General features: G+C 68.4%; 17 protein-coding genes. 14 read left to right on the top strand and 3 right to left on the bottom strand.

The window, feature by feature from the left end:
- Positions 1 to 155: 155 nt before the first annotated feature.
- Positions 156 to 650, bottom strand: a complete 495-nt coding sequence (locus ABIC21_RS04540) for a nucleoside deaminase (protein WP_354349224.1) — start codon at positions 648 to 650, stop codon at positions 156 to 158.
- Positions 651 to 1,023: 373 nt separating this feature from the next.
- Here ABIC21_RS04540 and ABIC21_RS04535 point away from each other — a divergent pair, with 373 nt between their 5' ends.
- Both ABIC21_RS04535 and ligD read left to right on the top strand, forming a co-directional pair.
- Positions 1,024 to 2,388, top strand: coding sequence for an 8-oxoguanine deaminase (locus ABIC21_RS04535; RefSeq protein WP_354349223.1), 1,365 nt, complete (start codon positions 1,024 to 1,026; stop codon positions 2,386 to 2,388).
- 73 nt (positions 2,389 to 2,461) lie between these two features.
- Entirely contained in the window at positions 2,462 to 3,706 is a 1,245-nt protein-coding gene (ligD, locus tag ABIC21_RS04530) for a non-homologous end-joining DNA ligase (RefSeq protein ID WP_354349222.1), read from the top strand.
- Positions 3,707 to 3,743: 37 nt separating this feature from the next.
- Here ligD and ABIC21_RS04525 read toward each other — a convergent pair whose 3' ends face one another.
- Positions 3,744 to 3,911 carry a hypothetical protein gene (locus ABIC21_RS04525; protein ID WP_354349221.1) on the bottom strand — a complete coding sequence of 56 codons (168 nt, stop codon included), beginning with the start codon at positions 3,909 to 3,911 and terminating at the stop codon, positions 3,744 to 3,746.
- Positions 3,912 to 4,270: 359 nt separating this feature from the next.
- On the opposite strand from ABIC21_RS04525, the gene pucL reads away from it, so the two are divergent.
- Positions 4,271 to 5,179, top strand: a complete 909-nt coding sequence (pucL, locus tag ABIC21_RS04520; protein ID WP_354349220.1) for a factor-independent urate hydroxylase — start codon at positions 4,271 to 4,273, stop codon at positions 5,177 to 5,179.
- Positions 5,180 to 5,350: 171 nt separating this feature from the next.
- Positions 5,351 to 6,856, top strand: coding sequence for a nucleobase:cation symporter-2 family protein (locus tag ABIC21_RS04515; protein ID WP_354349219.1), 1,506 nt, complete (start codon positions 5,351 to 5,353; stop codon positions 6,854 to 6,856).
- Between the two features lie 98 nt (positions 6,857 to 6,954).
- Here ABIC21_RS04515 and ABIC21_RS04510 read toward each other — a convergent pair whose 3' ends face one another.
- Positions 6,955 to 7,710, bottom strand: coding sequence for an IclR family transcriptional regulator (locus tag ABIC21_RS04510; protein ID WP_354349218.1), 756 nt, complete (start codon positions 7,708 to 7,710; stop codon positions 6,955 to 6,957).
- 231 nt (positions 7,711 to 7,941) lie between these two features.
- Between ABIC21_RS04510 and ABIC21_RS04505 the strand changes: the two genes are divergently transcribed.
- The 10 genes from ABIC21_RS04505 to allB all read left to right on the top strand — a co-directional run bounded on the left by ABIC21_RS04505 (position 7,942) and on the right by allB (position 19,917).
- Complete coding sequence (locus ABIC21_RS04505) at positions 7,942 to 9,366, top strand: NAD-dependent malic enzyme (RefSeq protein ID WP_354349217.1); 1,425 nt, start codon at positions 7,942 to 7,944, stop codon at positions 9,364 to 9,366.
- 42 nt (positions 9,367 to 9,408) lie between these two features.
- On the top strand, positions 9,409 to 11,007 hold the full coding sequence (gene aceB, locus ABIC21_RS04500; RefSeq protein WP_354349216.1) for a malate synthase A: 1,599 nt from the start codon (positions 9,409 to 9,411) through the stop codon (positions 11,005 to 11,007).
- A 3-nt stretch (positions 11,008 to 11,010) separates the two neighbouring features.
- Positions 11,011 to 12,309: a DUF6986 family protein gene (locus ABIC21_RS04495; protein ID WP_354349215.1), complete on the top strand. Its 1,299-nt coding sequence runs from the start codon at positions 11,011 to 11,013 to the stop codon at positions 12,307 to 12,309.
- A 23-nt stretch (positions 12,310 to 12,332) separates the two neighbouring features.
- Positions 12,333 to 13,148, top strand: a complete 816-nt coding sequence (locus ABIC21_RS04490; protein ID WP_354349214.1) for a bifunctional allantoicase/(S)-ureidoglycine aminohydrolase — start codon at positions 12,333 to 12,335, stop codon at positions 13,146 to 13,148.
- A 169-nt stretch (positions 13,149 to 13,317) separates the two neighbouring features.
- Complete coding sequence (locus tag ABIC21_RS04485; protein ID WP_354349213.1) at positions 13,318 to 13,479, top strand: hypothetical protein; 162 nt, start codon at positions 13,318 to 13,320, stop codon at positions 13,477 to 13,479.
- A 181-nt stretch (positions 13,480 to 13,660) separates the two neighbouring features.
- The gene (locus ABIC21_RS04480; protein WP_354349212.1) at positions 13,661 to 14,461 is read left to right on the top strand and encodes a hydroxypyruvate isomerase family protein; all 801 of its coding nucleotides are present in this window, start codon (positions 13,661 to 13,663) and stop codon (positions 14,459 to 14,461) included.
- Positions 14,462 to 14,541: 80 nt separating this feature from the next.
- Positions 14,542 to 15,420, top strand: a complete 879-nt coding sequence (locus ABIC21_RS04475) for a 2-hydroxy-3-oxopropionate reductase (RefSeq protein ID WP_354349211.1) — start codon at positions 14,542 to 14,544, stop codon at positions 15,418 to 15,420.
- A gap of 149 nt (positions 15,421 to 15,569) precedes the next feature.
- A complete protein-coding gene (gene gcl / locus ABIC21_RS04470; RefSeq protein ID WP_354349210.1) occupies positions 15,570 to 17,360 on the top strand; it encodes a glyoxylate carboligase in 1,791 nt (596 codons plus the stop codon).
- A gap of 3 nt (positions 17,361 to 17,363) precedes the next feature.
- The gene (locus tag ABIC21_RS04465) at positions 17,364 to 18,581 is read left to right on the top strand and encodes a glycerate kinase (protein ID WP_354349209.1); all 1,218 of its coding nucleotides are present in this window, start codon (positions 17,364 to 17,366) and stop codon (positions 18,579 to 18,581) included.
- On the top strand, positions 18,574 to 19,917 hold the full coding sequence (gene allB / locus ABIC21_RS04460; RefSeq protein ID WP_354349208.1) for an allantoinase AllB: 1,344 nt from the start codon (positions 18,574 to 18,576) through the stop codon (positions 19,915 to 19,917). The genes ABIC21_RS04465 and allB overlap by 8 nt, the downstream gene beginning before the upstream one ends.
- Positions 19,918 to 19,925: the final 8 nt, after the last annotated feature.

Here is a 19,925-nt window from a genome sequence, read left to right as displayed (position 1 = left end):
CCCCTTGTCCCGTGCGGCGACGGTGTGCACATTCTCGTTCGTAACTGCGGCCAGGGGAAGCGCCGGAATTCCGCTGCGGTTCCGGACGCCCGCGCCCGGGATCCGCGCCGCGGCTGTCCGAATGCGCAGCGAAATCCGCACTTCAGCCACGGGTCCTAGTAGTCGATCCGCGTCTGGAGCGTGTTCCAGGTGGTGAAGGGCTGCAGCACGGGCGGCGCCCCCGGCCCCTCAAGCTCCAGCTTGCGCACGGGCAGGACGGCCTCGGGCTGGTTGTTCTCGAAGTACTCGTAGAACACGGCGTCGTCGAACCCGACCGAGGCGGCGTCGTGCCGGTCGGCGGCATAGACGACGCGGTCCACGCGCGCCCAGAGGGCGGAGGCCAGGCACATGGGGCACGGCTCGCAGCTGGTGTAGAGCGTGGCCCCGCTGAGTTCGAACCGGCCCAGGTCGGCGCACGCCCGCCGGATGGCCGTGACCTCGGCGTGGGCGGTGGGATCGTTGGTGGCGGTGACGCGGTTGACGCCGTCGAATGCCTGGCCGTCCGCGGTGACAATGACGGCGCCGAAAGGCCCTCCGCTGTTCATGACATTGGCCGTGGCCAGCTCGATGGACCGGGCAAGATACGCCTGGGCCGTGACGGTGACGGTCATGATGCGACTCCCTTGTGCTGTGGAAGCCGGTACCGTGCCGGAACGTAATAGGCCAGTTGCGTCGGTGACCAGGCTTCAGCGTGTGCGATGAAGGTTCAGTTGCGCCTGGTAGATAGCCTCCCGGTCCCGGGTGCCCGCCTTTGACACCAGCGAGACTAGCAGTGGAACCGGGGCCCGCGCCATAGTTTTGTGGAATTTAAGTTTCGTGATGTGAAATCTAGGTTTCCGGACTCTCACGCCCGCCCGACATTGACGGACCGTCCACGGCCACCCTAACCTGTTCGAACCGGCGCACCGCCGCCGGCACCCTGGATCAGCAGACAGGGCATCACTGAGCTGGCATAACCTCCCCACGCTCAGACAGGAAACCCCGATGCCCGCACCGTCCCCCGAAACCCGGCTCTGGATCAAGAACCCCCTCGGCGCCTTCACCGCCAACAGCCTCGACGCCTCCGGCGGCGTCGTGGTGAGCGGCGGCGTCATCGTCGAAGTGCTGGCTGCCGGGCAGCTGCCCGCGGCACCGTGCCAGGAGACGTTCGACGCCGGCAGCCACGTGATGCTGCCGGGGCTCATCAACACGCACCACCACTTCTACCAGACCCTCACCCGGGCCTGGGGGCCGGTGGCCAACGCGCCGCTCTTCCCCTGGCTGCAGAACCTATACCCGGTGTGGGCGCGCCTTACGCCCCGCGACCTCGAGCTGGCCACGACAGTGGCGCTCGCGGAGCTGCTCCTGTCCGGCTGCACCACCGCGGCGGACCACCACTACCTGTTCCCGGACGGCCTGGAGGACGCCATCGACATCGAGGTCCGGGCGGTGCGCGAACTCGGCATGCGCGCCACCCTCACCCGGGGCTCCATGAGCCTCGGCACGGACGACGGCGGCCTGCCGCCGCAGTCCACGGTGCAATCACCGGACGTGATCCTGGCGGACAGCGAACGGCTCATTGGCGAGTATCACGAGCGCGGCGACGGCGCCACGGTCCAGATTGCGCTGGCGCCGTGCTCACCGTTTTCGGTCACCCGGGAGATCATGGCGGAAAGCGCGGCCCTGGCGGAGCGGCACGATGTCCGGCTGCACACCCACCTCGCCGAGACCCTGGACGAGGAGGACTTCTGCCGGGAGATGTTCGGCCTGCGGACCGTGGAGTACCTCGACAGCGTGGGCTGGCTGGGCGGCCGGACGTGGCTGGGCCACGGCATCCACTTCACCGACGGCGAGATCGCCGCGCTGGGGGCCGCCGGCACCGCCGTCGCGCACTGCCCCACCTCCAACATGCGCCTGGCCTCCGGAACCGCGAGGGTGCTGGAACTGGAGGACGCCGGGGTCCCCGTGGGGCTGGGTGTGGACGGTTCGGCGTCGAATGATGCCTCCAACATGATCCTGGAGGCGCGGCAGGCGCTGTACCTTCAGCGGCTGCGCTACGGCGCGCAGGTTCCGGTGGAACGGGCGCTGGGCTGGGCGACGCGGGGATCCGCCGCGGTCCTGGGCCGGCCGGACCTGGGCCAGCTGGCCCCCGGGATGCAGGCCGACTTGGCCCTCTTCACCCTCGATGAACTGCGTTTCTCCGGCAGCCATGACCCCGTCGCGGCCCTGCTGCTGTGCGCGGCCGACCGGGCGGACCGCGTCATGGTGGGCGGACGATGGCGCGTGGTGGACGGCCAGATTCCGGGGCTGGACGTTGCCGGGCTCATGGCGGAGCACTCGGCCGCAGCGCGGAGGCTGGTGAACGGCTGAGCCATTTCCGGCCGCCTCCGCCGGCCGCGCAGCCGGTCTGGCCGCCGCATCCGATCGTTGCTAGCGTGACGGAATGAACCCGTCGAAGGCCCCGGCCGAGGTCCTCAACATCGCCGGCACCGAGGTCCGGATTTCGAGTCCGGACAAGGTGGTGTTCCCCGAACCCGGGCTGACGAAGCTCGACCTGGTGCACTACTACCTCGCTGTCGCGGATGGTGCGCTGCGCGGCGCCGGCGGCCGGCCCATGGTGCTCAAGCGCTTCCCGAAGGGCATTGACACTGAGCCGTTCTTCCAGAAGCGAGTGCCCGAAAACCACCCGGACTTCATCGACACGGCGACCCTGCACTACGCGTCGGGGACCTCAGCCGAGGAGACTGTCATCCGGGATGCCGCGGGCCTGGCGTGGGTGGTGAACCTTGGATGCCTGGACCTCAACCCGCATCCGGTGCGCGCCGAGGACCTCGATCACCCCGACGAGCTGCGGGTCGACCTGGATCCGATGCCGGGAGTCGGCTGGTCCCAGATCATCGACGTCGCGTATGTCGCGCGGGACGTGCTCGACGACGTCGGGCTCGTGGGGTGGCCGAAGACGAGCGGGTCGCGCGGACTCCACATCCTGGTGCGCATCGCGCCTCAGTGGTCATACCGCGATGTGCGGCTTGCCGCCGAGACCCTCGCCCGCGAGGTCGAAAACCGCGCGCCGGGCCTCGCCACCGCCCGGTGGTGGAAGGAGGAACGCGGCGAGAGTGTGTTCGTCGACTTCAACCAGAACGCCAAGGACCGCACCGTGGCATCGGCCTACTCGATCCGGCCCTTGCCTGACGCCCGGGTCTCGACGCCGCTGGCCTGGGAGGAGGTCCGCTCCGCGCGGCCGGAAATGTTCACGGTGCGCACCGTGCCCGGGCGCTTCGCGGACGGGGGCGACCCCCACGCCGGCATCGACGATGCGGCCGGCTCACTCGACAGGCTCCTCGCCCTGGCTTCCGAGCTGGGCCCCGCCGAAAAGCCCCCGCGCGGCGTCGACGGCTCCGGCCGCCGGCAGTCGGTGATGCCGCTTATTGAGGTGGCCCGCACCAGGACCAAGCCCGAGGCGCTCGCGGCCCTCGATGACTGGAAGACCCGGCATGCGGACATCGTCCCGGCCCTGCACCCCGCCGACGTGCTCGTCGACGGAATGCGCGGCTCGAGCTCGCTCTGGTACAGGGTGCGGGTGAACCTGCAGCATGTCCCCGAAGCGGAGCGTCCGCCGCAGGAGGAGCTCATCGCCGACTACGACCCCTGGGCCGGCAGGGACTGGCCGGGGCGTCCCGGGGCCTGAAGGCGAGCGCCGCTGAGGCGGCGCGCCGCTACCTGTGTTAGCGGCCGAAGACCGGGAGTGCACGCAGCCAGCGGGAGAACCCGCGGCCGGTGCGGTCGCAGTCGGCCGGGATGTAGAAGTCGGGGTCGGTGGCGCCGAAGGGCAGGTACAGCTCCTGGCCGGGTGCCGGAAAGTCAGCGACGATGTCTTGCTCCTGGGGGTCCATCTGTTCCTCCTCATTCTTGCAGGTGTTTCCGTAATTCGGAAAATATTTATTGCCTTGTGGAAACTGTAAGCCTCGGCCCCGCGCCCGGTCAAGACCCCGCGTGCTGCCGCGGGCTCCGCCCGGTCACAATCGGAAAATTCAGTTTGTGATGTACACCACCGCCGGACTGGGCTAGCCTTGAAGGTAATTCGTGGCGCAGGTCACGTAACCTGGGAGCAGCAGGCAGGGTTGTAATGAGCTGGCGTCAACTGACGTCGGCTCTTTTTTGTGGGCCGGCGGGAAAAGAAACGAACGCGAAACGCGTACGACATTTCTATGTGGGACTTTGATCCCACATACCGGAAGTTGGGAAACCCACCATGAACAACAAGATCGTCCTCGGACAGAACCAGTACGGTAAGGCCGAAGTCCGCGTCGTCAAGATCACCCGCGATACGGACCGCCACGAGATCGAAGACCTCAACGTCACCTCACAGCTCCGCGGCGACTTCGCGGCGGCCCACCTGGCAGGCGACAACAGCCACGTCGTGGCCACGGACACGCAGAAGAACACCATCTACGCCTTCGCCCGGGAGGGCATCGGCTCCCCGGAGGCGTTCCTGCTCCGGCTCGGAGACCACTTCACCTCGAGCTTCGATTGGGTGACCGGTGGCCGCTGGGAGGCAGAGTCCTACAGCTGGGACCGCATCCAGGCCCACGGCGCGGCGCATGACCACTCCTTTGTGCGCAACGGCCAGGAAATCCGAACCGCCGTATTGGTCCGCGACGGCGCGGACCGGCACCTGATCTCGGGGCTCAAGGACCTGACGGTCCTCAAGTCCACACAGTCGGGCTTCGTCGGCTACCCGCGGGACAAGTACACCACCCTGCCGGAGACCACGGACCGGATCCTCGCCACGGACGTTTCCGCCCGCTGGCGCTACAACACCGGGACGGACTTCAGCACCCTCGACTTCAACAAGAGCTACGACGACGTCAAGGCCCTCCTGCTGGAAGGCTTCACCGAAAAGTACTCCCACGCCCTTCAGCAGACCCTGTTCGACATGGGCACCAAGGTCCTGGAAGCGCACAGCGAGATCGATGAAATCAAGTTCTCGATGCCCAACAAGCACCACTTCCTGGTGGACCTCTCGCCGTTTGGCCTCGACAACCCCAACGAGGTGTTCTTTGCCGCCGACCGCCCGTACGGCCTGATCGAGGCGACGGTCCAGCGCGAGGACGCAGCACCGGCCGACGCCGCGTGGTCCGGCATCGCCGGCTTCTGCTAGGACCTGGACCCCGCCGGCTTACAAGCCGCCGCCAGTTCTGTTCCAGGGCCAGCACCGGCCAGCACCAGTGCCGGCCCTGGAACAGGCAAGCACCACCCCAACAAGCCACATCTGTTAGCCAGACACCGTTAGCCAGACAAAGACGTCTGCCATGAACCAAGAAAGTCTGCCATGAACATGAAAAAGAAGCCGTCAGCGGTCAAGTCCCGCGCCGGCCGCACACCGTCCGACCGGCCAGAAGACGAACGGCTTCCGATCGGAAGCACCTTCGCCTACGGCCTCCAGCACGTCCTGACGATGTACGGCGGCATCATCGCACCCCCGCTCATCATTGGCGCGGCGGCCGGAATGCCGTCGGAGGAAATCGGGCTCCTGATCGCGGCCTGCCTGTTTGTGGGAGGCCTGGCCACCATCCTGCAGACCATCGGCATCCCGTTCTTCGGTTCCCGGCTTCCCCTGGTCCAGGGCGTCTCCTTCGCCGGCGTTTCCACCATGGTGGCGATCGTGGACGAGGGCGGCGGCATCCAGTCGGTGTTCGGCTCCGTGATTGCCGCGTCCCTGATCGGCCTGCTCATCACGCCGCTGTTCTCCAAGATCATCCGCTTCTTCCCGCCCGTGGTCACCGGAACGGTCATTACCGTCATCGGGCTGACCCTGATGCCGGTGGCCGCCAACTGGGCCATGGGCGGCAACAAGGCGGCGCCCAACTACGGCTCCGTGGCCAACATCGGGCTGGCGGCCGCCACCATGGCCATCGTGCTGCTGCTCAGCAAGGTCGGCAGCGCCACCATCTCGCGGCTCTCCATCCTCCTGGCCATGGTGCTGGGCACGGTCATCGCCTTCATCGCCGGCATGACCGACTTCTCCAAGGTCGCGCAGGGCGACATCGTGGCATTCCCCACCCCGTTCGCCTTCGGCCCGCCCACGTTCCACCTTGCCGCGATCATCTCGATGCTGATCGTGATCCTGGTGACCCTGACGGAGACGTCCGCGGACATCATCGCCGTCGGCGAAATCGTGGGCACCAAGGTGGACGCCCGGCGCATCGGCGACGGCCTGCGCGCCGACATGCTGTCCAGCGCCATCTCGCCGCTGTTCAACTCCTTCACCCAGAGCGCCTTCGCCCAGAACGTGGGACTGGTCGCCATCACGGGCGTCAAGAGCCGCTTCGTGGTCAGCGCCGGCGGCGCCATCCTGGTGATCCTGGGCCTCCTTCCGGTCCTGGGCCGGGTGGTGGCCGCGGTACCGACACCGGTCCTGGGCGGCGCCGGCGTCGTCCTGTTCGGCACGGTGGCGGCCAGCGGCATCCGGACCCTGGCCAAGGTGGAATACAAGAACAACATGAACCTGGTCATCGTGGCCGCGTCGATCGGCTTCGGTATGATCCCGATCGCTGCGCCGACCTTCTACGACCAGTTCCCGTCCTGGTTCGCCACCATCTTCCACTCCGGCATCAGCTCCGCCGCCGTGATGGCCATCCTGCTGAACCTGCTCTTCAACCACCTCAAGGCGGGCAACTCGGAGAACCAGTCGGTGTTTGTGGCCGGCACGGAGCGGATCGTGCGGGAACAGGACCTCAAGTGCCTGGCCGACGGCGACCGCTTCGAGGGCGGCAAGCTGATCGACTGCGACGGCAAGGAAGTCACCGTGGAGTCGGCGTCGAAGTCCGAACACTGACCGACGGCGATACCGTCCAGATGACAAGTGCGGCCCCTTTCCCGGAAGGAAAAGGGGCCGCGCTGTGGCCTCGCCGGCTGCCGCATGAGGGCCGGGGGTCAGCTCTTGTTCAGGTCCTGGGAAATCGCCCGGGCCGCCTCGCGCAGCAGTGGAACGGCCCGGTCCGCGAAGGACTTGTCCACCCGGGACACGGGGCCGGAGACGGAAATCGCCGCGGGGGTCGGCGCATTGGGGATGGCGATCGCGAAGCAGCGGACACCGATCTCCTGCTCCTCCTCGTCGATGGAGTAGCCGCGGTCCCGGATCAGCTTCAGGTCCGCGAACAGGGACTCGACGTCGCCGATGCTCTTCGGGGTGGGGGTTGGCATGCCCTTCCGGGTGACGATGCCGCGCACCGTCTCGTCGTCCAGCTGCGCCAGGATCGCCTTGCCCATGCCGGTGGCGTGCATGTATCCGCGGCGGCCCACCTCGGTGATCATCCGCATGGAGTGCAGGGACGGGACCTGGGCCACGTACATCACCATGTCCGAATCCAGCACCGCCATGTTGGCGGTTTCCCCGAGCCGCTCCACGAGCGACTGGAGCTGCGGCCGCGCGAGCGCCCCCAGCTGCTTGTTCGCTGCCTCGCCCAGGCGGATCAGGCGCGGGCCCAGTGCGTAGCGGCGGTTCGGCAGCTGCCGGATGTAGCCCAGCGTGACCAGGGTGCGGAGCAGCCGGTGGATGGTGGGCAGCGGCAGATCGGTGGAGGAGGACAGTTCACTGAGCGTGACGTCCCCGCCGGCATCAGTGATCAGCTCCAGCAGTTCGAAAACGCGCTCAACGGACTGCACGCCTCCGGGGGCTTTTTCCGCCATAACTTGGGTCTCCTGAGGGATCGCTTGCGACAACTTTTATCCACATCGTGAAAAAAGTGCTTAGTAGACCCAAGATACAGCACCGCCCGCGCGCCGTCGACGCGGCGCCAACACGCCGGAAGCGCCACCGCTCCGGGCTTGTATTTCCACAAAGTAGATAATAATATCCATAATACGAAATAAGTAAGAACAGCGAACGCCCGCCAGCGGGCCGACCAGGAGGAAAATTCAATGGCGAATCCGAGCCCCGGAAATTCGATCACCCTGCGCGTGGAGGCACCGTCCAGCTTCACCGCCACCAGCGAACTGGCCGCCGCCGTCGGTGCCGCCGGCGCCGCGATCACCGCCCTGGACGTCACCGAGTCCCACCACGAGACCCTGGTGGTCGACGTCACCTGCAACACCACGGATGACGCCCACGCCGCCCGCGTCAAGGACGCGCTGAACGCGCTCGACGGCGTCACCGTCCGCAACGTCTCGGACCGTACCTTCCTCATGCACCTCGGCGGCAAGCTGGAGGTCGTCCCGAAGGTCGCCCTGCGCAACCGTGACGATCTCTCCCGCGCCTACACTCCCGGCGTGGCGCGCGTATGCCTTGCCATCGCGGAGAACCCCGAGGCCGCCCGGAACCTCACCATCAAACGCAACACGATCGCCGTCGTCACCGACGGCTCCGCCGTCCTGGGCCTGGGCAACATCGGCCCCGCCGCCGCACTGCCGGTCATGGAGGGCAAGGCGGCGCTGTTCAAGCAGTTCGCCAATGTCGATGCGTGGCCGGTGTGCCTGGACACCCAGGACACCGAGGAAATCATCCGGATCGTCAAGGCACTCGCCCCGGTCTACGGCGGCGTCAACCTCGAGGACATCGCCGCACCGCGCTGCTTCGAGATCGAAAACCGGCTCCGCGAGGAACTCGACATCCCGGTCTTCCACGACGACCAGCACGGGACCGCCATCGTCACGCTCGCGGCCCTCGCCAACGCCCTGCGCGTGGTGGACAAGAAGCTCCCCGACGTCCGGATCGTCGTGTCGGGCGTCGGCGCGGCCGGCTCCGCCATCATCCAGCTGCTCAAGGCGCAGGGGGCGCGCAACATCATCGCCGCTGGCCGCTCGGGAGCGATCCACTTCGGCGAACAGTACGACGACGAGCACCGCACCTGGATCGCCGAGAACACCAACGAACAGGGTTTCTCCGGCACCCTGCACGAAGCGCTCAAGGGAGCCGACGTCTTCATCGGCGTCAGCGCACCGCACGTGATCGGCGAAGAACAGGTGGCATCCATGGCCAAGGACGCTATTGTGTTCGCCATGGCCAACCCCACGCCGGAAATCGACCCGGTGGTCGCTTCACGGCACGCCGCTGTGGTGGCGACCGGCCGCAGCGACTTCCCCAACCAGATCAACAACGTCCTGGCCTTCCCCGGTTTCTTCCGCGGGCTGCTGGACGCGGGGGCCTCGGACATCACCCCCGAGATGCTCGTGGCCGCCGCCGAGGCGATCGCGAACCGGGTGGCCGACGATGAGCTCAATGCCAGCTACATCATTCCCAGCGTCTTCGACCCCCACGTGGCCTCCGACGTCGCGGCCGCCGTCGCCGCGGCGGCCCACGCAGCGGCCCATGCAGCGGTCCCGGCCGCCGCGCCCGCCCACGCCTGATCCTCATTTGCAGCCCTGATTCACCGAACAGGAAGGACCACAATGGCCCTCACCATTTCAGCCCAGCGCCCCGTTGACCGTGCGGAGGAGATCCTCACCCCCGAGGCCCTGGCGTTCATCGAGGAACTGCACCAGCGTTTCGCCGCCACCCGCGGGGATCTGCTCAAGGCCCGCGCGGCCAAGCGCGAGGAGGTGGCACGCACCGGCCGGCTCGATTTCCTGCCGGAGACCCGCGACGTCCGCGAGGGCGACTGGAGCGTTGCCGCCGCCCCGGCAGCCCTGCAGGACCGCCGGGTGGAAATGACGGGCCCGGCCGCGCCGGCCAAGATGGCCATCAATGCCCTGAACTCCGGCGCCAAAGTCTGGCTCGCCGACCTCGAGGACGCCAGCACCCCCACCTGGTCCAACGTGATCGAATCGATCCTGAACCTCCGCGACGCCGCGGCGGGCACCCTGGCGTACACCTCCCCGGAGGGCAAGGAATACAAGCTCCGGACCGATGCCCCGCTCGCCGTCGTCGTGGCACGCCCGCGCGGCTGGCACATGAGCGAGCGCCATCTGCTGATCGGCGGCGAGCACACCGTGGGCGCCCTCGTGGACTTCGGCCTGCACTTCTTCCACACCGCCAAGCAGCTGCTGGAAAACGGCCAGGGCCCCTACTACTACCTGCCCAAGATGGAGAGCCACCTCGAGGCCCGCCTCTGGAACGAGATTTTCGTTTTCGCGCAGGACTACCTCGGGATCCCGCAGGGCACCATCCGCGCCACCGTCCTGATCGAGACCATCCCGGCCGCGTTCGAGATGGACGAGATCCTCTACGAACTCCGCGACCACGCCTCCGGACTGAACGCCGGGCGCTGGGACTACCTGTTCAGCATCATCAAGTATTTCCGCGACGCCGGCCCGCGCTTTGTGCTGCCGGACCGCGCCACCGTGGCCATGACCGCGCCGTTCATGCGCGCCTACACCGAACTGCTGGTCAAGACCTGCCACCACCGCGGCGCCTTCGCGATGGGCGGCATGGCGGCCGTCATTCCCAACCGCCGCGAGCCCGAGGTGACGGCCCAGGCCTTCGAGAAGGTGCGCGCGGACAAGACCCGCGAGGCGAACGACGGTTTTGACGGCTCCTGGGTGGCGCACCCGGACCTGGTCCCGGTCTGCCGCGACGTCTTCGATGCCGTCCTGGGCCAGCGGCCGAACCAGCTGGGCAAGCAGCGCCCGGAAGTTTCGGTCACCGCGGACCAGCTCCTGGACATCGCCTCCGCGAACGGCACGGTCACCGAGGCGGGCATGCGCCTGAACCTCTACGTCGCCGTCGCCTACACCGCCGTATGGATCTCGGGAAACGGCGCCGTCGCCATCCACAACCTGATGGAGGACGCCGCGACGGCCGAGATCTCCCGCTCGCAGGTGTGGCAGCAGATCCGCAACCAGGTGGTCCTCGCCGACACCGGCCGGACCGTGACCCGCGAGCTGGTGTCCGCGATCCTGGCCGAGGAAACCGAAAAGCTACGCGGCGAGGTGGGCGAGGACGCGTTCGCCAAGCACTACCTGCCCGCCAGCAAGCTCATCGGCGACATCTGCCTCTCCGAGGACTACACGGACTTCCTCACCACGCCCGCCTACGAACTGGTGGGCTGAGCCGTGGCCCTATCTCCCTCCGGGCCGTCCTCCGGGGCGCTCTCTTCCGCAGACCTGGGCCGGATCGATGCCCAGCTCGCGGCGACGGATGAGCTGCTGGAACGGAACTACCCGGGCGACGACGGCACCCGCCAGCCGGTGCACACCGTCTACGTCCCGGCCGACCGCTTCACTCCGGGGTTCGCCGCCGGCTGGGGCGCCCAGGCCCTGGCCGCGGCCGACGCCCACGGCGGGCTGGAACAGCTCGGCACCCTGCTGGGCCAGGACCCGGAGCTGGCCGCCGCCGTCGCGTCCCGTGTGGCCGCGAAGCTCGGCAGTGAGCCGATCGAGGACCTCCGGCTGGACTTCGAGGACGGCTACGGGGACCGGGGGGACGACGCCGAGGACGCCGACGCCGTCGCTGCCGCCGCCGCCGTGGCCGCCGCTGTGGCGGACGGCAGTGCCCCGCCGTTCATCGGGATCCGGTTCAAGTGCTTCGAGGCGCCCACCCGCGCCCGCGGGCTGCGCACCCTGGACCTGTTCGTCTCCGGCCTGGCCGCCGCCGGCGAGCTCCCTGACGGGCTCATCCTTACCCTGCCCAAGGTCACCACCGTGGCCCAGGTGCAGGCCATGGACTACGCCGTGTCCCGGCTGGAGGAAGCCCACTCGCTGCCCGCCGGCCGGCTGCGGTTCGAGGTCCAGGTGGAAACGCCGCAGCTGATCCTGGGCCCGGACGGCACCTCCCCGGTGGCGCAGCTGCCGCACGCCGTCCCCGGCCGGATCAGCGCCCTGCACTACGGCACCTATGACTACTCGGCCTCGCTGCAGATCGCCGCGGAATACCAGTCCATGGAACACCCGGTGGCGGACTATGCCAAGGAAGTGATGCAGCTGGCCGTGGCCGGAACCGGCATCCGGCTCTCCGACGGGTCCACCAACGTGATCCCGGTCGGCGACGGGGTGCAGGACGCCTGGCGGCTCCACGGCCGGCTGGTCCGCCGCTCGCTGGAACGCGGCTACTACCAGGGCTGGGACCTCCACCCCGCACAGCTGCCGAGCCGCTTCGCCGCCACCTACGCGTTCTACCGGCAGGGCCTTCCCGCCGCCGCCGCGCGGCTCCGCAACTATGTGGAGCGCACCGAGGGCGGCGTCATGGACGAACCGGCCACGGCCAGGGCCCTCGCGGCCTTCGTGCTGCGCGGCGTCCAGTGCGGTGCCGCCGGCGCCGACGAAGTCCACGGGCTGACCGGCCTGGGACTGCCCCGGCTGACCGCCCTGGCCCACCCCCGGCTGGCCCAGCCTGCCGCCTCCCACAACCACTGATCCCGTTCAACAGGAGTAACCCCATGAGCACCTACTTTTCCCCCGAGGGCGGCCTGCCGCCGCAGACCCAGCTCCTCACCGACCGCGCCGTGGTCAAAGAGGCCTACACGGTCATCCCCAAGGGGGTGCTGCGCGACATCGTCACCAGCAACCTCCCCGGCTGGAGCAAGACCCGCGCGTGGATCATCGCCCGCCCCATCGCCGGCTTCGCCACCACCTTCTCGCAGCTGATCGTGGAAGTGGCGCCGGGCGGCGGCAGCGACAAGCCCGAGGCGGAGGCCGGCGTCGAAGGCGTCATCTTCCTCACCAAGGGCGAACTGACGCTGACGCTCGACGGCGAGATCCACCACCTGGAGTCCGGCGGCTACGCCTATCTCGCCGCGGGATCGGACTGGAAGGTCTTCAACGATTCCGCCGGGGACGCCGCCAGTTTCCAGTGGATCCGCAAGGCCTATGAGCCGCTGGACGGCTTCACCGCGAAGTCCTTCGTGACCCGCGACCAGGACGTCGAGCCGCGGCCCATGCCGGACACCAACGGTGCCTGGGCGACCACCCGTTTCGTGGACCCGGACGACCTGGCCCACGACATGCACGTCAACATCGTCACGTTCCAGCCCGGCGGGTCGATCCCGTTCGCCGAAACCCATGTGATGGAACACGGGCTCTTTGTCCTCGAGGGCAAGGCCGTCTACCGGCTCAACGACGACTGGGTGGAGGTCGAGGCCGGGGACTTCATGTGGCTCCGCGCCTTCTGCCCGCAGGCCTGCTACGCCGGCGGACCGGGACCGTTCCGTTACCTGCTGTACAAGGACGTCAACCGGCAGGTCCGCCTCACCTAGGCACGTCCAAAGCACTGGGCCCGCCCCGCCTGCCGGGGCGGGCCTACCGGCGGTTACGGCCCCGGGCACCTTTAATGCGCGCCCTGAATGCGCGCCGAGGCGCCCCGCTGGCGCATTCTGTCCCCCTGCTGCGCCTTGAGTGCTTGGCGGCGCTTGCTAGCCTGAGGCTGTGAAGTACGAATCCCTGTGGATCGGAATGCTCCTTGGCGCAGCCCTCGGCTTCGCCATTGGCGTGGCCACCGCCGACAAGCCGTTCACGGGCCTTCTGATCGGCGTGGCCGTCGGCGCGCTGGTAGGCCTGGCCGCCCGGAAAGACCCCTCGAAGGGGTAGCGGACGCCCCCGCCCCAGAAATCCCCAGGCCCTGACGCCCCACCCCCTTTCACCCCTTGACGCACCCGCCCTACCTTCCCTACACTTTTCATAAAGCAGAATCTTTATTCCACAAAGTGGAAGTTGTGAAATGCAAAGAAGCTTTTCCTCCAGCTCCCGCCCACACCGGAAAGAACCCACCATGACGTACACCGTGAACTGCTCCATCCTGATGACCGAACTGCCCCTCCTTGAGCGGCCCGCCGCGGCGAAGGCCGCCGGCTTTGACGCCGTCGAGTTCTGGTGGCCCTTCGCGGCGTCCGTCCCCGCCGACGCCGAGGTCACCCGCTTCGAGCAGGCCATCAGCGACGCAGGAGTCCAGCTCACCGGCCTGAACTTCAACGCCGGCGACATGCCGGGCGGCGACCGCGGCCTGGTGTCCTGGGTGGGCCGCAGCTCCGAGTTCAAGGACAACATCGATGTGGTAGCCGGCATCGGCGGGCGGCTCGGCTGCAAATCCTTTAACGCCCTCTACGGCAACCGTCAGGACGGGCACACGCCGGAGGCCCAGGATGAACTGGCGGTCCAGAACCTCGCGGCCGCCGCCGCGGGAGTGGCCGGCATCGGCGGCACCGTGCTGCTCGAGCCGGTCAGCGGCGCCCCGCGCTACCCGCTCCTCACCGCTGAGGACGCGCTCCGGGTCATCTCCCGCGTGAACGAGGAAACCGGCGCGGAGAACATCAAGCTCCTCGCCGATTTCTACCACCTCTCGGTCAACGGTGACGACGTCGCCGCCGTCATCGAAAAGCACGCCAAGGACTTCGGCCACATCCAGATCGCCGACAGCCCCGGCCGCGGGGCCCCCGGAACCGGTGAGCTGCCCCTCGGCGATTGGATCGCCCGCAGCCGCCAACTCGGCTACGAGGGCTACATCGGCCTCGAGTACAAGGAACCGGCGGAAACCGCCTTCGCATGGGCCATCCGCCAGCGCGTCTCGCGGTAGTCCCCACCCGCACCCGCACCCGCACCCGCACCTGCACAACAGCACACCCGCGCTAAAAAGACTTCAGTAAAGGAACCATCATGAGCAACGTTGCAGTCATCGGACTCGGAATCATGGGCCTGCCCATGGCCATCAACCTCGTCAAGGCCGGCCACACCGTCACCGGCTTCAACCGCAGCCAGGACAAGATCGACAAGCTGGTCTCCGAAGGCGGCCGGGGTGCCACCAGCATCGCCGACGCCGTCAAGGACGCCGACGTCGTTATCACCATGGTGCCGGACTCCCCCGACGTCGAGGGCGTCGTCGCCGGCCCCGACGGCGTCTTCGCCCACGCCACGCCGGACACCCTGTGGATTGATGCCAGCAGCATCCGCCCGGACGTTGCCAAGCGCCTCGCCGACGACGCCCGGGCCGCCGGCCTCCGGGCCCTGGACGCCCCGGTCTCCGGCGGCGAGCAGGGCGCCATCGACGCCGCCCTGTCCATCATGGTGGGCGGCGAAGCGGCGGATTTCGAGGCCGCCCAGGATGTCCTCACCGCGGTGGGCAAGACCATCGTCCACGTCGGCCCGTCCGGTTCCGGCCAGACCGTCAAGGCAGCCAACCAGCTGATCGTCGCCGTCAACATCGAGGTCCTCGCCGAGGCCATCGCCTTCCTCGAGGCCTACGGCGTCGACACCGACGCCGCCCTCAAGGTTCTCGGCGGCGGCCTGGCCGGCTCCAAGGTCCTGGACCAGAAGGGCCAGAAGATGCTCGACCGCAACTTCGACCCCGGCTTCCGCCTGGCCCTGCACCACAAGGACCTCGGCATCGTCACCTCGGCCGCCCGCGAAGCCAACGTCGCCGTACCCCTCGGCGCCGTCGTCGCCCAGCTCGTCGCCGCCGCCGTCAACCAGGGCGACGGCGGACTGGACCACTCCGGGCTCTTCAAGCAGGTCCTGCAGCTCAGCGGCCGCAACTAGCAACCGGCCCGCCCCGGCCGTCCGGGGGCACTTCGACACGGACACGCCGGCCGCCGTCGTGGTTTACGACGCCGGCTCCCCCCAAAGTGCCCCGCGACCGCCGGGCCTTCCTTCAACACACCCAAAAACAGACTTCCGAGGAGTACACCATGACTAAGATGCGCACCGTAGACGCTGCCGTCGCCATCCTGGAAAAGGAGGGCGCCACCGAGGCGTTCGGCCTGCCAGGCGCGGCCATCAACCCGTTCTATTCCGCCATGCGGAACCACGGCGGGATCCGCCACACCCTGGCCCGCCACGTCGAAGGCGCCAGCCACATGGCCGACGGCTACAGCCGGGCCAAGGACGGCAACATCGGCCTCTGCATCGGCACCTCCGGGCCCGCCGGCACGGACATGATCACCGGGCTGTACGCCGCCTGGGCCGATTCCATCCCGATGCTGTGCATTACCGGCCAGGCTCCCGTGGCCAAGCTCCACAAGGAGGACTTCCAGGCCGTGGACATCGAGTCCATCGCCAAGCCGGTCACCAAGATGGCCATGACCGTCCGGGAACCGGGCCAGGTGCCGGGCGCCTTCCAGAAGGCCTTCCAGCTGATGCGCTCCGGCCGCCCGGGTCCGGTGCTGCTGGACCTGCCCATCGACGTGCAGCTGGCCGAGATCGAGTTCGACATCGACGCCTACGAACCCCTGGCCATCGAGAAGCCGCGGGCCAGCCGCCGGCAGCTGGAGAAGGCGCTGGACATGCTCACCGCTGCCCGGCACCCGCTGATCGTGGCCGGCGGCGGCATCATCAACGCCGGCGCGTCCGCGGACCTGGTGGAACTGGCCGAACTGCTGGGCGTGCCGGTCATTCCCACCCTGATGGGCTGGGGCGCCATCGCCGACGACCACCCGCTGATGGCCGGCATGGCGGGCCTGCAGACCTCGCACCGCTACGGCAACGAGACCATGCTGGCCTCGGACTTCGTCATCGGCATCGGCAACCGCTGGGCCAACCGCCACACCGGCGGCCTGGACACCTACACGGCCGGCCGCAAGTTCGTCCATATCGACATTGAGCCCACCCAGATCGGCCGGGTGTTCTCCCCGGACCTGGGCATTGCCTCCGACGCCGGCGCCGCCCTCGCGGGACTGGTCGAGCTGGCCCGCGAGCGCCAGACGGCGGGCACCCTGCCGGACTTCTCCGGCTGGGCCGCCGAATGCGCCGAGCGCAAGGCCACGATGCACCGCAAGACGCACTTCGAGAACATCCCCATCAAGCCGCAGCGTGTGTACGAGGAGATGAACAAGGCGTTCGGCAAGGACACCACCTACGTCTCCACGATCGGCCTGTCCCAGATCGCCGGCGCCCAGATGCTGCACGTGTTCGGGCCGCGCAAATGGATCAACGCCGGCCAGGCCGGCCCCCTGGGCTGGACCGCCCCGGCCGCCCTGGGCGTCGTGCGCGGCAAGCCGGAGGAGACCGTCGTCGCCCTGTCCGGTGACTACGATTTCCAGTTCATGATCGAGGAGCTGGCGGTCGGCGCCCAGTTCAACCTGCCCTACATCCACGTGGTGGTCAACAACTCCTACCTGGGCCTGATCCGCCAGTCCCAGCGCGGCTTCGACATGGAGCAGAACGTCTCCCTGGCGTTCGAGAACATCAACTCCACGGAGCTCTCAGCGACCGCCAGCGGCTACGGCGTGGACCACATCAAGGTGGCCGAGGGCCTGGGCTGCAAGGCCATCCGGGTGGAGGACCCCAACGACCTGGCGTCCGCCTTCGACAAGGCCACGGCCCTGATGGGCGAGTTCCAGGTTCCCGTCGTCGTGGAAGTGATCCTGGAAAAGATCACCAACATCTCCATGGGCGTGGAAATCAACGCGGTCAACGAGTTCGAGGCACTGGCCGAAACCCGCGAGGACGCCCCCACCGCCATCCTGGCCCTGCAGGCGTAGGAAATGCGGGTCGTCATAGCTCCGGACAAGTTCAAGGGCTCCCTCTCCGCGCCGGACGTCGCCCGGCATCTGGCGGCTGGACTGCAGGCGGCGACGGGCTCCAACCTTGAAGTCATCCGGATTCCGGTGGCCGACGGCGGCGAAGGCACCCTGGATGCCGCCGTCGGCTCGGGCTTCGCCCGCCGCAGCGCCTCCGTCAGCGGCCCCACCGGCCAGCGGATCCGGGCAGAGTTCGCGGTCCGCGGCCGGGAGGCAGTCATCGAAATGGCCACCGCGTCCGGCCTGGCCGTTCTGCCCGGCGGTTCGGGGGAAGGCGGCGGCCGGCCCGATTCCGCCAGCGCGAAGGCCGCCACCAGCCTGGGCACCGGCGAACTGATCCGGGCAGCTCTCGACGCCGGCTGCCGGCAGGTCATCCTGGGCGTCGGCGGGAGCGCCAACACCGACGGCGGCGCCGGCGTCCTGCAGGGACTCGGCGCCAGGCTCCTCGACGCCGACGGCAACGAACTCCCGCCCGGCGGCGCGTCCCTCGCCCGGCTGGACCGGATCGACTTCTCCGGCTTCGACTCCCGGCTGGACGACGCCCGCTTTGTGCTGGCCAGCGACGTCGACAACCCGCTGCTCGGAGCTGAAGGCGCCGCGGCGGTCTTCGGCCCGCAGAAGGGTGCCACCCCGGCGGACGTGGCGGCGCTCGACGCCGCGCTGGCCCACTTTGTGGACGTCCTCGCGGCCGAGATCGGGCCCCGCGCGCTGAAGGCCGCCGCCGCTCCGGGCGCCGGGGCGGCCGGCGGCGTGGGCTACGCGGCGATCGCGGTACTGGCCGCGACCCGTAGGCCGGGCATCGACGTCGTCCTGGAATTCACCGGGCTGGCGGACCGGCTGGCCGGCGCGGACTTGGTGATCACCGGCGAAGGCAGCCTGGACGAACAGAGCCTGCTCGGCAAGACCCCGATGGGTGTGGCGCGGGCGGCTGCGCGGGCCGGCGTGCCGGTGGTGGCCGTCTGCGGCCGCACCACGCTGACGCCGGATCAGCAGAACGATTCCGGATTCCGGCAGGTCTACCCGCTGACCTCGCTGGAGGCCAAGGTAGAAATATGTATAGCCGAAGCAGGACCCCTGCTTGAACAATTGGGAAAGCAAATCGGCGCGGAACTGGCAGACCTGACCCGGGCCGCCACCCCGCCAGCGAAGAATGCCCGCACAAAGGAGCCCCTCAATGTCTGAAGAAAGCTTTGACCTCGTCATCCGGGGCCGGCGCATCCTCACCACCGCCGGCATCGCGGCCCGTGAGGTGGGTGTGCGCGGCGGCAAGATCGTCGCCATCGAGCCGCTCGGCAACGGACTTTCCGGCACGGAAGTGATTGAACTGGCCGACGACGAAACCCTCATCCCGGGCCTGGTGGACACGCACGTCCACGTCAACGAGCCGGGCCGCACCGAGTGGGAGGGCTTCGCGTCCGCCACCCGCGCCGCCGCAGCCGGCGGCGTCACCACCATCATCGACATGCCGCTGAATTCCATCCCGCCCACCACCACCGTGGAAGGCCTCAAGCTCAAGCGCGAGGTGGCCGAGGACCAGGCGTTTGTGGACGTCGGGTTCTGGGGCGGTGCCGTACCGGGCAACAAGGCAGAGCTGCGCGGCCTGCACGACGAGGGCGTGTTCGGCTTCAAGTGCTTCCTGCTGCACTCCGGTGTGGATGAGTTCCCGCACCTGGAAGCGGACGAGATGGAAGAAGACATGGCCGAGCTCAAGTCCTTTGACTCGCTCATGATCGTCCACGCGGAGGACTCCCACGCCATTGACCACGCACCCCACCCGGGCGGCGACCAGTACGCGACCTTCCTGGCCTCCCGTCCCCGAGGCGCCGAGAACAAGGCCATCGCGGAGGTGATCGAGCGTGCCCGCTGGACCGGCGCCCGCGCCCACATCCTGCACCTCTCGTCCTCCGACGCCCTGCCGATGATCGCCACCGCCAAACGCGACGGCGTCCACCTCACCGTGGAGACCTGCCCGCACTACCTCACGCTCATGGCCGAGGAAATCCCCAATGGTGCCACAGCCTACAAGTGCTGCCCGCCCATCCGCGAGGCCTCCAACCGCGAGCTGCTGTGGAAGGGCCTGGAGGACGGGACCATCGACTGCATCGTTTCCGACCACTCGCCCAGCACCCTGGACCTCAAGGACCTCGAAAACGGCGACTTTGCCGTGGCCTGGGGCGGGGTCTCCTCGCTCCAGCTGGGCCTGTCCCTGATCTGGACGGAAGCCCGGCACCGCGGCATCCCCCTGGAGCAGGTGGTGTCCTGGATGGCCGAGAAGCCTGCCGCCCTGGCACGGCTCTCCAACAAGGGCCAGCTGGCTCTCGGGTACGACGCGGACTTCTCGGTCTTCGCGCCCGACGAGGCCTTCGTGGTGGACGTGTCCAAGCTCAAGCACAAGAACCCCATCACGCCCTACGACGGCAAGGCGCTCTCCGGGGTGGTCCGGAAGACCTTCCTGCGCGGACATGAGATCGACGGCCAGACTCCCGGCGGAAAGCTCATCCGCCGCGGCGGCGTCTGAGGCCCCAA

Source organism: Pseudarthrobacter sp. PvP090 (assembly GCF_040547365.1).
Classification (GTDB): Bacteria; Actinomycetota; Actinomycetes; order Actinomycetales; family Micrococcaceae; genus Arthrobacter.
The sequence above is the reverse complement of the archived record's forward strand: the minus strand, read 5'-3'. Positions and strand labels throughout refer to the sequence as shown.

Bases quoted from the DNA above. Each gene is read 5' to 3' on its own strand.
- ABIC21_RS04505 (WP_354349217.1), top strand. From the start codon at position 7,942: ATGGCGAATCCGAGCCCCGGAAATTCGATCACCCTGCGCGTGGAGGCA.
- ABIC21_RS04465 (WP_354349209.1), top strand. From the start codon at position 17,364: ATGCGGGTCGTCATAGCTCCGGACAAGTTCAAGGGCTCCCTCTCCGCG.
- pucL (WP_354349220.1), top strand. From the start codon at position 4,271: ATGAACAACAAGATCGTCCTCGGACAGAACCAGTACGGTAAGGCCGAA.
- ABIC21_RS04535 (WP_354349223.1), top strand. From the start codon at position 1,024: ATGCCCGCACCGTCCCCCGAAACCCGGCTCTGGATCAAGAACCCCCTC.
- ABIC21_RS04540 (WP_354349224.1), bottom strand. From the start codon at position 650: ATGACCGTCACCGTCACGGCCCAGGCGTATCTTGCCCGGTCCATCGAG.
- allB (WP_354349208.1), top strand. From the start codon at position 18,574: ATGTCTGAAGAAAGCTTTGACCTCGTCATCCGGGGCCGGCGCATCCTC.
- gcl (WP_354349210.1), top strand. From the start codon at position 15,570: ATGACTAAGATGCGCACCGTAGACGCTGCCGTCGCCATCCTGGAAAAG.
- ABIC21_RS04515 (WP_354349219.1), top strand. From the start codon at position 5,351: ATGAACATGAAAAAGAAGCCGTCAGCGGTCAAGTCCCGCGCCGGCCGC.
- ABIC21_RS04490 (WP_354349214.1), top strand. From the start codon at position 12,333: ATGAGCACCTACTTTTCCCCCGAGGGCGGCCTGCCGCCGCAGACCCAG.
- aceB (WP_354349216.1), top strand. From the start codon at position 9,409: ATGGCCCTCACCATTTCAGCCCAGCGCCCCGTTGACCGTGCGGAGGAG.
- ABIC21_RS04510 (WP_354349218.1), bottom strand. From the start codon at position 7,710: ATGGCGGAAAAAGCCCCCGGAGGCGTGCAGTCCGTTGAGCGCGTTTTC.
- ABIC21_RS04475 (WP_354349211.1), top strand. From the start codon at position 14,542: ATGAGCAACGTTGCAGTCATCGGACTCGGAATCATGGGCCTGCCCATG.
- ABIC21_RS04480 (WP_354349212.1), top strand. From the start codon at position 13,661: ATGACGTACACCGTGAACTGCTCCATCCTGATGACCGAACTGCCCCTC.
- ABIC21_RS04525 (WP_354349221.1), bottom strand. From the start codon at position 3,911: ATGGACCCCCAGGAGCAAGACATCGTCGCTGACTTTCCGGCACCCGGC.
- ligD (WP_354349222.1), top strand. From the start codon at position 2,462: ATGAACCCGTCGAAGGCCCCGGCCGAGGTCCTCAACATCGCCGGCACC.